At 71.4% G+C, this 11287-nt stretch carries 11 protein-coding genes; 3 read left to right on the top strand and 8 right to left on the bottom strand.

What is annotated here, in order from left to right; all coding sequences use genetic code 11:
- Positions 1-247 precede the first annotated feature (247 nt).
- Positions 248-898, bottom strand: a complete 651-nt coding sequence (merB, locus tag CFT82_RS10890; RefSeq protein ID WP_010155369.1) for an organomercurial lyase MerB — start codon at positions 896-898, stop codon at positions 248-250.
- Between the two features lie 20 nt (positions 899-918).
- A complete protein-coding gene (gene merA / locus CFT82_RS10885; RefSeq protein ID WP_088819176.1) occupies positions 919-2343 on the bottom strand; it encodes a mercury(II) reductase in 1425 nt (474 codons plus the stop codon).
- 104 nt (positions 2344-2447) lie between these two features.
- On the opposite strand from merA, the gene CFT82_RS10880 reads away from it, so the two are divergent.
- Complete coding sequence (locus tag CFT82_RS10880) at positions 2448-2837, top strand: heavy metal-responsive transcriptional regulator (protein WP_010155367.1); 390 nt, start codon at positions 2448-2450, stop codon at positions 2835-2837.
- 95 nt (positions 2838-2932) lie between these two features.
- Here CFT82_RS10880 and CFT82_RS10875 read toward each other — a convergent pair whose 3' ends face one another.
- From CFT82_RS10875 to CFT82_RS10865, 4 genes are all read right to left on the bottom strand, one after another.
- Complete coding sequence (locus tag CFT82_RS10875; RefSeq protein WP_088819217.1) at positions 2933-4246, bottom strand: ISL3 family transposase; 1314 nt, start codon at positions 4244-4246, stop codon at positions 2933-2935.
- Between the two features lie 108 nt (positions 4247-4354).
- Positions 4355-4672: a hypothetical protein gene (locus CFT82_RS11590; RefSeq protein WP_143469623.1), complete on the bottom strand. Its 318-nt coding sequence runs from the start codon at positions 4670-4672 to the stop codon at positions 4355-4357.
- Between the two features lie 170 nt (positions 4673-4842).
- Positions 4843-5982: a zinc-binding dehydrogenase gene (locus CFT82_RS10870; protein ID WP_200815129.1), complete on the bottom strand. Its 1140-nt coding sequence runs from the start codon at positions 5980-5982 to the stop codon at positions 4843-4845.
- Positions 5983-6096: 114 nt separating this feature from the next.
- On the bottom strand, positions 6097-6729 hold the full coding sequence (locus tag CFT82_RS10865; protein ID WP_088819175.1) for a hemerythrin domain-containing protein: 633 nt from the start codon (positions 6727-6729) through the stop codon (positions 6097-6099).
- Between the two features lie 107 nt (positions 6730-6836).
- Here CFT82_RS10865 and CFT82_RS10860 point away from each other — a divergent pair, with 107 nt between their 5' ends.
- Together CFT82_RS10860 and CFT82_RS10855 are read left to right on the top strand one after the other, a co-directional pair.
- Entirely contained in the window at positions 6837-7460 is a 624-nt protein-coding gene (locus tag CFT82_RS10860; RefSeq protein ID WP_143469622.1) for a TetR family transcriptional regulator, read from the top strand.
- An 11-nt stretch (positions 7461-7471) separates the two neighbouring features.
- Positions 7472-9040 (top strand): MDR family MFS transporter, encoded by a 1569-nt coding sequence (locus CFT82_RS10855; RefSeq protein ID WP_088819214.1) that lies wholly within the window; start codon positions 7472-7474, stop codon positions 9038-9040.
- Between the two features lie 83 nt (positions 9041-9123).
- Here the strand turns inward: CFT82_RS10855 and CFT82_RS10850 are convergent, their stop codons facing one another.
- Both CFT82_RS10850 and CFT82_RS10840 read right to left on the bottom strand, forming a co-directional pair.
- Positions 9124-9699 carry a DUF559 domain-containing protein gene (locus CFT82_RS10850; protein ID WP_088819174.1) on the bottom strand — a complete coding sequence of 192 codons (576 nt, stop codon included), beginning with the start codon at positions 9697-9699 and terminating at the stop codon, positions 9124-9126.
- Between the two features lie 582 nt (positions 9700-10281).
- Positions 10282-11262, bottom strand: coding sequence for a metallophosphoesterase (locus tag CFT82_RS10840; protein WP_234994457.1), 981 nt, complete (start codon positions 11260-11262; stop codon positions 10282-10284).
- Positions 11263-11287: the final 25 nt, after the last annotated feature.

The following is an 11287-nucleotide window of genomic DNA, read 5'->3' as shown; positions in this document are numbered from 1 at the left end:
AACTCTCGGGGGTAGGGCTTAGGCACAGTGCACGTCCTTCCAGCAGCACCTCTCGGCACCACAGATCAGATGTCACCTATCCGTGCAGCAGTCCCTCGTACATGTCGAGGTCTTTCGAGATGGGCGTGTAGGAACCTCCATCCTCGGAGGACCTCGACCCCTACCCCCACACCGACGCGCCACCCGACCGCGCGACATGCCCTACACCCTCATCTATGAAGAGCCTCGAATCCTTCTGTGTCGCGGGTCAACAGCAGCGGGGACAGTCGTCGGCCACCGGGGTGTCGTCCTGAAGCAGGTCGAGCAGGCTCGTTGTGAGCTCGTTGCCGATCCGGTAGGCCTCGGCCACCGACACCACCTCGGCACCGGGATGCTCAGAGAGCCACCCGGTGGCGTCGTCGACGGAGGCGAAATAGTGCACCTGGTTGCAGAAGGCCGAGCGGATCGAGGTGATCTGCTCCAGGTTCACCAGCGACACCACGGCGCTCGGGGGTGTGACGCCGGTGACACCGGCAACCGGATCGATGGTGACGCGGATCGTCTCTCCGCTGGCCGGGGAGACGGACTCCACGCGCGCTGGGCGATCGAGGAGGGCCGGGAAGATGAGGGTGTCCAGGGCGCACCAGGTGTAGAGCTCCTCACCGTCGACGGTGAACCGGTGCGGTGTAGGGCGCAGCGTGAGGCCCTGGCCGACGATTCGGCCCTGGTCGTCGTACTCGGTGTCCTGCATCGCGGCCAGTCCGAGCCGTACCTCGTCGATCGTGCGGCCCGCAGCCACGGACAGCTGTTGGACGGTGACGGGGTCACCGTCGGCGAGCAGCCGCAGCAGCGGGATGAGCAGGCCGGTCTCTCCCAGTCGGCTGAGCCGCTCGGGCAGTTGCATGCTGAGGTCAGACATCGTGGGTTCCTCCAGTTCGTTCACGCGCAGCACGACAGGAGCGACGGGTCGGTGGTGAAGGCCTTGGCGGCGATCCGGATGCCCTCGGCCATGGTCAGGTAGGGGGCCCAGGCGTCGGCGACCTCGGCGACCGTCTTGCCGAGCACGTGGACCCCGGCGGCGGCGAGCTCGCCGGCGTCCTTGGCGACGGCGGTGATGCCGAGGATCTTCCCGGTGTCGGCGTCCACGACGATCTTGACGAAGCCGCGGGTGTCGCGGTTGACCAGTGCGCGGGGCACGTGGTGCAGGGGCAGGACGCGGCAGTCGCAGCGGATCCCGGCGGCGACGACGTCCTTCTCGGTCATCCCGACCGCGCCGATCGCCGGGCCGGTGAACGTCACCCTCGGCAGTCGGGCGTAGTCCACGGCCCGATCGGCGTCGGCGAACGCGTTCTCGGCGACGAGGGTGCCGTGGTGGGCGGCGACGTAGACGAACTCGGGGTGGCCGGTCACGTCGCCCGCGGCCCAGATCCGCGGGTGGGAGGACTGCATCCGGTCGGAGACGACCACCTCGCCGAGGTCCCCGGTCTTGACCCCGACCCTGTCGAGGCCGAGCCCATCGGTGGCCGGTCGTCGTCCGAGGGCGACGAGCACCTGGTCGGCGCGGAACTCCTCCCGGCCGCCGGCGACGTCCGCGGTGACGACGGCCTGCCCGGTCGCGGCGTCGCGGGACACCCGCGTCGGCAGCGCGCGGCGGACCACCCGGATGCCCTCGTCGGCGAACACCTCCTGCAGCGTCCTGGACACCTCCGGCTCCTCCTTCGACGCGAGCCGGGACCGGACCAGCACGGTGACCTGGGAGCCGAGCCGGGCGAACAGCTGCGCCTGCTCCAGGGCGACGTAGCCGCCGCCGAGCACGAGCAGGGACTCAGGGAGTTCGGTCAGCTCCATCGCCGTGGTCGAGGTCAGGTACCCGGTCTGGTCCAGGCCGTCGATCGGCGGGGCCCACGGCCGAGAGCCGGTCGCGACCAGGTAGTGCCCGGCCTCGATCGTCTCGGTGCTCCCGTCGTCCCCGGCGACCTGGAGGACCGGTGCGTCGGGGGTGCCGGCGAACGCGGCGTCGCGGCGGCGGACGGCCCAACCGTAGGAGTCGGCGACGTCGGCGTACTTCTCGCCCCGCAGCGACTCGACCAGCGCCTGCTTCCCGGCGATCAGGGCGGGCATGTCCACTGGCCCCGCCGTCGTCGCGATCCCCGGGAACCGGTCGGCAGCGTCGGCCGCGGAGTGCCGTGCGTCGGCCGCGGCGATCAGGGCCTTCGACGGCACGCAGCCGGTGTTCACGCAGGTGCCACCGAGCGTCCCGCGCTCGATCATCACCACCGACTTGCCGAGCGTGGTCGCGCGGATCGCGGCGGCGAACGCACCACCGCCCGATCCGATGATGGCGAGGTCGTACTTCGTGGGCATCGCAGCTCCCGTCACTTGGGTTTCTCTTCTTTCTCGGCCATACTGGACCTTCCAGTGCAGGGGAAGGTCAAGAAGGCTTCTGCCGAAAGAAAAGGGGGCCTGCGATGCGCATCGGGGAACTCGCCGAGCGGGCGGGAACGACGGCGAAGACGCTGCGGTTCTACGAGGAGCAGGGCCTGCTGCCCCCGGCCGAGCGCACGCCGTCCGGATACCGCGACTACGCGCCCGAGACGGCCGCCCGGATCGACTTCGTCCACCGCGGCCAGGCCGCGGGCCTCACCCTCGCCCAGATCCGCCAGATCCTCGACATCCGCGACGGCGGCGCTGCTCCCTGCGAGCACGTGCGCGATCTCCTCGACGCGCGCCTCGCCGAGATCGAGCAGCAGATCGCCCAGCTCACAGCGCTCCGAGACACCATCGCCGAGCTCAGGCACGACGCCGCGCAGCCCGACCCCGACTCGTGCAGCGCGGACCAGGTCTGCCGGTACCTGTAGCTCACGGAAAATCCTCTCGGCTCTCCCAAGCGACGAGAACGGAAAGTCGTGCAGAATCCCCCGTCCGCCAAATAGCGCCAAATCAAATAGGCTCTTCACAAACGAGGGTGTAGTCGGGGCCTGAATCCGCCAGCTTCGAGGAGTGCTCGGGCGATGTAGTGGGTGAGGTTGCGGAACCCGAGGGCCAGCCCGCGAAGATGCTCAAGTCGTCCATTCACGGCCTCGGTAGGTCCGTTGCTGGTGCGGGGTCGCTCGAAGTAGGCCAGGACATCGCAGACGCGTCTGGCCAGGGTGCGGCCGAGCTTGCGCAGCTCGACCAGCGGTCGGGGCACCCCGTCGGCGAGGGCATCGATCACCGAGCTCATCTCGACGCGGCCGGTGACCCGGTTGGGGTCTCGGTAGGCGGAGATCATGCGCTGGTAGATGCCCCAGGTGCACTCGACCTGGACGTGCCGGTCCCCGGTGAACAGCTTGCCGAGGCGCTCGTGTTGACGGTCGGTGAGCAGGTCGGCGCCGGTGTGCAGGGTCCGGCGCGCCGAGTAGAGCGGGTCGTCCTTGCGGCCGCGGTGCCCGTGCAGTTCTTGCTGGACCCGGCGCCGGCAGCGGTCGAGGGCGTCGCCGGCGAGGCGGACGACGTGGAAGGGATCCATGACGGCGACGGCCTGCGGGAGCTCTTCGGTGGTGGCGGTCTTGAAGCCGGTGAACCCGTCCATGGCGACGACTTCGAGGCCGTCGCGCCAGGCCTTGGGCCGGGCAGCGAGCCATGTCTTGAACACTTCCTTGGAGCGGCCCTCCACCATGGCCAGCAGCCGCGATGGCCCGGTCTTGTCGCGGACCGGGGTGAGGTCGATGACGACGGTGACGAACTTGTCGCCGCGGTGGGTGTGACGCCAGACGTGTTCGTCGACGCCGATCACCTTCACGTCATCGAATCGGGTCGGGTCGTCCAGCAGGAGCCGCTGGCCTTCGGCCAGCACAGCGGCGTTGGCTGTGTCCCAGGAGACGGCGAGAGTTTCGGCGAGGCGAGCAACGGTGAGGTGTTGGCAGACGAGTCCGACCAGCGCCCACCGCAGCGCGGTCCGGGACAGCTTCGCTCGGGGCTCGGCGGCACGGGTGGTGTCTTGCCGCCAGACGTGCCCGCAGCCGGTGCACTTGTAGCGGCGGACCGTGAGCAACAGCGTGGTCGGCCGCCACCCCAGCGGTTCGTGGGCCAGCTCCCTGGTGACGGTGTCCCGCGCCCTCCCCTCGCAGCCGCAGCGCCGGCACCAGCGCGCCGCATCGTCCTCTTCGACGCGGCACAGGAGCACCGCGCGGTCCGGCTCCACCTGCTGGCCCACGACCACGAGACCGAGCTCGTCGAGGCGGCAGAAAGTCGTCACATCAGGGGTCGCGAAGGTAGCGTCAGGCACGTCGAGGTCTTCCTGGATGGGCAGTGTGAGAACTTCCATCCTCGGAAGGCCTCGACCACTATCCGGGCACCGACGCGCCGCGCCCTCCCACCACGGCTGCTGCGTCGCCTACACCCTCATCTGGGAAGAGCCGTCAATCCCGGCAGGGGAGTGGGGGTTGCTCGACCAGGCAAAGTTGAAGGAAAAAAGGGCGGCTTGCCACTCTGGGGTGGCCTCTCGAAAATGATCGACTTCGATGCCGCCGTTCGCGAGCCGCTCAATCCAGGCAAGCGTCTCGGAGTAGAGCGCGATCGCGCGGTCATGTTGCGCCGCGAGGCTGGTGCCTTCCTCCTGTGCTCGCTTCCGTCGTATGGCGAGTGGGGTCGTTGTTCGCTCTGCACGCCATGACTCAAGGAGTTGCGCCAGTTCTCTGGCTGGGTTGGCCATGGGGGGAATATAACGGGGGGTGCCTCGTCGAGGGGAAGGTACTTCTGGGGCTGGGGCCCGCCACCGCAGGCCGACGGGTTCCGCCCCAGATCCACGGTGCTCGTCCAGAATCACCGTCCACTCATGGTGATCCTGAACGAGCACGGTGGATCTGCCCGTGGAGGGCCGGTTCAGTCCGCCCCGGGCATGACCACGATCGCGCGGCCGGTGATGCGGCCGGCCGCCAGGTCCCGGTAGGCCGCGTCGGCCTCCTCCAGCGCGTAGGTCCGGGTGACGGCGCCCTGCACGTCGAAGCCGCCCTCGGCGGCGAGCTCCACCACGCGGGGCAGGTCCTGCCGGGTGCGGGCGCCGAAGGACCCGCGGATCGTGTGACCGCGGCGCACCAGCTGCGTGATCGGCACCCGTGCCGTGGCGTCCCCGGCCGCGATGCCGACGGCCACCATGCGCCCGCCGTCGGTCAGCAGGGCCTGCGAGAGCTCGAAGGTCTCGGGCCGGCCGAGGGCTTCGAAGACCACGTCGACGCCGCCGGGCACCGCCTCGCGGACGGCGGCCACCGCGTCCTGCGTCGTCGAGTTCACGGTGGCCGTGGCGCCCAGCCCCCGGGCACCCTCGAGCTTCTCGTCGGAGACGTCCACCGCCACCACCGGGTCCGCGCCGAGGTGGCGGCCGAGCTGCACGAGGCTGGACCCGACGCCGCCCACGGCCACCACCGCCATCGACTCACCCGCGACCAGTCCCGAGGCCGCGAGCGCCCCGTAGGCGGTGAACCCCGCGCAGCCGAGCACGCACGAGCGGTCCAGCGGCAGCCCCTCCGGCAGCCCGGTGAGCGCGGTGACGGGCACGACGGCGTACTCGGCCATGCCGCCCATCGAGTACATGGACAGGCGCGACCCGTCCGGGCGGGCCAGGCGGGTCGTGCCGTCGAGGAGATTGCCCTTCAACCGGTTCTCGGCGAAGAAGGTCTCGCACATGTCGTCGCGATCGCGCTCGCAGTGGCGGCAGCGCCCGCACGGCATGATGAACGCCCCCACGACCCGATCGCCCACGGCCAGGCCCTCCACGCCGGGCCCGGTGGCAGCGATGGTGCCGCTGATCTCGTGGCCGACGACGGCCGGCCCGGGGAACGCGACCTCCCCCTTGAGCACATGCAGATCGGTGTGGCAGACCCCGCAGGCGGCGACGCGGACCAGCGCCTCGCCCTCCTTCGGCTCCGGGACGGGGATCTCCTCGACGCGGAGCGAGGGCGAGCCCCCCTCCCAGACCGCTGCGCGCATCGTCGCCGGGACGGTGGGGCTGGGCTGGGCACTCATGGGCTCACCTCTCCTCGGGTGCCGGCGGGTGCCGGTCAGTGATCCCCGTCACGGTGCCACCACCGCCCGGGCGGTGCAAGGGGTGAGGTGAGACGGCCCGTCGACGGGCCGGCCTCACTCGTCCATCGTCTCCGGGGAGGCCTGGAGCGAGTCCTCGTCGGAGAGGGGCTTCTCCGGGTCGCTGGCGCGCCGGGCGTCCGCTGCCGCCTGCTCGGCCATCTCGGTGGGCTCGCCGGTGTCCTTCCGCTCGAGGTACCCCTTGACGTCGGTGGCGCGCGGGGCCACGCCGCCCGGGCGGAGCGCCTCGTAGCGGTAGAACTCCACGGCGATGCGGTGGCGCAGCTCCAGGCTGGCCTGCTGGCGGAAGTCGGCCAGGTCCTGCCGCTCCTCCTCCGCCATGTGCGTGCTGTTCGCGACGTTCGCGTCGATCACGGCCTTCCACCACTCGTCGCTGCCGGTCCGCGCGGCGTCCGCCCGCTTGATGGCCTCCCGCAGGTCGTTGTGGTCCTGGACCGCGTCCTCGACCTCGTGCTGCGCGTCGGGGGCGTCCGCGCCGCCGGTGCCCAGGCGCAGGAGCTCGGGGTAGAAGTAGCGCTCCTCGGCCGCGGCGTGGACCTCGAGGAAGGCGGAGAGGCGCTTCCAGAGGGCGGCCAGGCCCTCGGTGTCCTCGCGATCCCACTCCTCGAGGATCCCGAAGAGGCGGCGCTGCTCGGCGTGCTGGTGGGCGATGACCTCGGTGATGTCCATGCGCCCATCGTCGCAACGGGTGGGTGGCGGCGCATCCGGGACGGCCTGTACGTGACATCACACCCAACGCGTCACTGCACTCTTTGCAGGAGTGCAATAATTGTCTGGTGACTGAAACCCCCACCCTGCGCGAGCGGCGTCGCACCGAGACGTGGAACGCCCTCCACGACGCCGCGGCCGAGCTCGTCCTCGAGCACGGCATGGGCGCCGTCTCGATCGACCGCATCACGGAGGCCGCCGGTGTCTCCCCGCGCACCTTCTTCAACTACTTCCCCAGCAAGCAGGCCGCCGTGCTCGGCGTGCGGGACCCCCACCTGCCGGACTGCCTCCTCGACGATTTCGACCCCGCGGGCGATCTCGTCACCCAGACCACGCACCTGCTGCTGGCCGTCCTGCGCACCGCCACGCCGCACGAGGACGTCGCCCGGCGGCGGCAGCTCACCGCGGCCCACCCGGAGCTGCAGTCGCTGCGCATGCACGCCGTCGAGGAGGCCCGTCGACTGCTGGCCGAGGCCCTCACCGAGCGGCTCGCCGACCACCAGCTCGTCGCGGCAGCCGACGCCCCCGCCGAGGAGCTGGTCTCCCTGCTGGTCACCGCCGCCGCGGCCGTCCTGCAGCACGCCCACCGGCACCCCGTCGCCGGCAGCCGCACCGCCGGCGCCCTCCTCACCGAGGCGGACGTCGACCACGCCCTCGAATTCACCCACCACCTCTGGAGGAACACCCTGTGAGCAGCACGTCCATGAGTCTGCGGACTCCTGCGGAGACCGCCCCGACCGCTGCCGTCCCCCGGGACGCCGCGCCGGTCGAGGTCACGGAGTCCCGCGGTCATCTCGCCTGGATCTTCGCCGGCCTCATGCTCTCGATGCTGCTCGCCTCGCTGAACCAGACGGTCCTGTCCACCGCGCTGCCGACGATCGTCGGTGAGCTCGACGGCGTGAACCAGATGCAGTGGGTCATCACCGCCTACATCCTGGCGAGCACCGTGATGATGCCCGTCTACGGCAAGCTCGGTGACCAGATCGGCCGCAAGCCGCTCCTCGTCGGCGCGATCATCACCTTCGTCGTCGGGTCCGTGCTGGGTGGCCTGGCCCAGGACATCCACTTCCTCATCGGTGCCCGCGTCGTCCAGGGCATCGGTGGCGGTGGCCTGATGATCCTCAGCCAGACGATCATCGCCGACGTCGTCCCGGCCCGGGAGCGCGGCAAGTACATGGGTCTGATGGGTGGCGTCTTCGCCGTCTCCTCGGTGGCCGGGCCGCTCCTGGGCGGCTGGTTCACCGAGGGCATCGGATGGCGCTGGGCCTTCTGGATGTCCATCCCGCTCGGCGCGATCGCCCTCTACGGTGCCGTGTTCCTCCTGCGGCTACCGCACACCCGGCAGCGCGCGGCCGTGGACTGGAAGGGCATGGTGCTGCTGGCCGTGGCAGCCACCTGCCTCATCCTCGCCGTCACCTGGGGTGGCCACACCTACGCCTGGGGCTCCTGGCAGATCCTCGCCCTTCTGGCCGTGATGGTGCTCTCGGCCGGCGTGTTCCTGCTGGTGGAGCGTTCCGCGGTGGACCCGGTCATCCCGCTGCGGCTCTTCGTGCACCGCAACATCGTGCTCACCACGGTGGCGGGGCTGGCGATCGGCGTCGCGATGTTCGGCGCCCTGGGGTACATGCCCACCTACCTGCAGATGGCCTACGGCAAGTCGGCCACCGAGGCCGGGCTGCTCATGATCCCCATGATGGGTGCGCTGCTGGTGACCTCCATCGGTGCCGGTGCCGCCGTCTCGCGGACCGGCCGGTACAAGATGCTGCCGGTCGTGGGCTCGCTGATCATCGCCGTCGGGCTGTACCTGCTCTCGCTCCTGGAGGCCGCCAGCCCGCTCTGGCAGGTGCTCACCTCCCTGGCCGTGCTGGGTGTCGGGATCGGGCTCTCCATGCAGATCCTCGTGCTGGTGGTGCAGAACTCCGTGCCGCTGCGCGAGGTGGGGATGGCCACGGCGGCGAACAACTACTTCCGCCAGATCGGTGCCACGCTCGGCTCGGCCCTCGTCGGGTCACTCTTCACCACACGGCTGCACGACCTGCTGGTCGAGCGTCTGCCGGCCGAGGCACAGGCCCGGGCGGGTGCCGGTGGGGCCGGGGCCTCGCTGACCCCGGACGCGCTGCAGCAGATGCCGGCGCCGCTGCGGGAGATCGTCGTCTCCAGCTACACCGACGCCCTCACGCCCGTGTACCTGTGGCTCGTGCCGCTGGGGCTCGTGGCGGCGGGGCTGCTCCTCCTCGTCCGCGAGGACACCCTGCGCACCACCCTCGACTGAGCAGGGGTCGGGCCGGTTCGCCGCCCCCGCAGGCCGCTCCACCCGCTCTCACGCCGACGACCATCACCCCCGACGCACCACCGTCACCGCTTCCGGTGACCCGCGCGTGCAGCTGGTGATGGTCGTCGCGCCGATCCGGCGCGGGCCAGGGCCCGGCGGATGCGGGCGTCCACCTCGGCGGGGTGCTGCAGGTCGCCCCAGACCAGCCGGACCACCACGTAGCCCTCTCGCTCCAGCCGCTCCTGGCGCAGCTTCTCCCGGCGCAGGTCGTCCGGCGTCGCGTACTTCCCCAGACCGTCGAACTCCACGACCACCCGGCTGCCCTCCACGAGGAAGTCCACCCGGGCCAAGAAGGCGCCGTACCGATCGACCAGCTGCACCTGGGAGCGGACCCGGAACCCCAGGCGCCCCAGCAGCAACCGGCTGAGCGACTCCCCGGGTGACTCGCACGCCGGGTCCATGCGGGCCACGGCACGCCCGAGCGTCCCGCTTCCCCGGCGTCGCGGCTGCACCGCGGCCACCTCGAGGAGCTGCCCGCGGGTCACCAGCTGGCGGTGCAGTGCGGCATCCCCGGCGACGACGGCGGCCTCGAGCCCCTCCTCGGCCACGCCCAGCACCGCCCACGGGAGGCCGATGACGCGGCTGTCGCCCCGGGGCACGGCCGTGGGCGATGGCGGCTGTGCCGTGGCTCAGGGCCACCGGCCGCGGCCAGGTGAGCTGCAGGGCCCGGGCCGTGAGCAGATGGCGCTGCTCAGGAGCCGCCCCGGCCAGGGCCGTGCCCACGACCAGCGCCCCCTCGCCGACCCGGACGAGGGTGCCGGAGCGCACCAGGCGCTCGACCTCACGACGGATGCTGCCGTTCTCCAGCAGCCAGCGGGTGGTGAGGACCCCTCCACGGGCTGCCGTGACCAGTGGGGGTAGTGGGAGGGGTTCACCGCCCGTGGAGGAGTCCATGGCCACAGCCTGTCCGGGGCGTGGAGTGGTCGGCCGGGCTGCGTCCGGAGGGCTGTGGAGGAGCAGGTCACCGGGTCCCGGGCCTGTGGACGCAGGTGCCGGCCCACCACGCAGGTCACGTGGGACGCAGGTGCCGCCCCACGACGAAGGTCACGTGGTGCACACCGAGGTCACGGAAACCGGTGAGCGGTGTGTGCACCACGTGACCTTCGTGCGGGGATGCGGGGCGAGTGGGGTGCGGGCCTGGGCTGGGGTGCGTCGACGAGCCGCCGCCGCGAGCGGGCTCCTCAGGCCTCCGGCACCAGGGTCAGCAGGGTCGCCTCCGGGCGGCAGGCGAAGCGGTAGGGCGCCATGCGGGAATGGCCCAGGCCCGCCGAGACGTGCAACCACGCCGCGTCGTCCGGCGCGGGGGAGCCCAGCTGCTCCCCGGCACCCACCCACCAGCGGGAGGCACCCTTCACCCGCCGCCGGTCCAGGTCGCAGTTCGTCGTGAGCGCGCCGTACCCGGGCACGGTCACCTGGCCACCGTGGGTGTGCCCGGCCAGCACCAGCCCCGCACCATCCCCGACGAAGGAGTCCAGGAGTCGCTGGTACGGGGCGTGGGTCACGCCGATCGTCAGGTCCGCGTCGGGGGCGGCAGGGCCGGCCACGAGCTCGTACTCGTCGAGGTCCAGGTGGGCGTCGTCCGTGCCGACGAGCTCCAGGTCCACGCCCTCGATCACCATCCGCTCCCGGACGTGCGTCAGGTCCCGCCACCCGGCCTCGGTGAAGGCGTCGGTCATCTCCTGCCACGGCAGGTCCCGGACGGTCCGCTCGCCCTTGTATTGGCTGCGCCCGTCGATGACGTAGCCGAGCGGGTTCCGGAAGCGCGGGGAGTAGTAGTCGTTCGACCCCCGCACGAACACCCCGGGGAGCTCCATGAGCGCCGCGAAGGTCTCCAGCACCCAGGGCAGCGCGTCCGGGTGGGACATGTTGTCCCCGGTGTTCACCACCAGGTCCGGTTCCAGGGCGGCTAGGTCGTGCACCCACCGGCGGCGTCGCTCCTGGCCCGGGACGATGTGCAGGTCGCTCACGTGCAGCACCCGCAGCGGCAGCGCCCCGGCCGGCAGCACCGGCAGCTCCACCCGGCGCAGGGTGTACAGGTGCCGCTCCACGAGCGTCCCCCAGCCGAAGCAGGCCACCCCGGCCAGGCCGGCGAGGCCCAGGCCGGTGGCGGCGCGGCGGGCGAGGGCGGTGGAGTCCGCGGAAGGGCGAGCGGGGCCCGGCAGTGCGATCACGCGGTCCATCCTGCCA

The organism is Kytococcus aerolatus (assembly GCF_900187395.1).
Lineage (GTDB): Bacteria > Actinomycetota > Actinomycetes > Actinomycetales > Dermatophilaceae > Kytococcus > Kytococcus aerolatus.
This window is presented reverse-complemented; position numbering and strand designations above follow the sequence as displayed.

Coding starts and splice junctions, on each gene's coding strand:
- merB (WP_010155369.1), bottom strand. CDS start 898: ATGTCTGACCTCAGCATGCAACTGCCCGAGCGGCTCAGCCGACTGGGA.
- merA (WP_088819176.1), bottom strand. CDS start 2,343: ATGCCCACGAAGTACGACCTCGCCATCATCGGATCGGGCGGTGGTGCG.
- CFT82_RS10880 (WP_010155367.1), top strand. CDS start 2,448: ATGCGCATCGGGGAACTCGCCGAGCGGGCGGGAACGACGGCGAAGACG.
- CFT82_RS11590 (WP_143469623.1), bottom strand. CDS start 4,672: ATGGCCAACCCAGCCAGAGAACTGGCGCAACTCCTTGAGTCATGGCGT.
- CFT82_RS10870 (WP_200815129.1), bottom strand. CDS start 5,982: ATGAGTGCCCAGCCCAGCCCCACCGTCCCGGCGACGATGCGCGCAGCG.
- CFT82_RS10865 (WP_088819175.1), bottom strand. CDS start 6,729: ATGGACATCACCGAGGTCATCGCCCACCAGCACGCCGAGCAGCGCCGC.
- CFT82_RS10855 (WP_088819214.1), top strand. CDS start 7,472: ATGAGTCTGCGGACTCCTGCGGAGACCGCCCCGACCGCTGCCGTCCCC.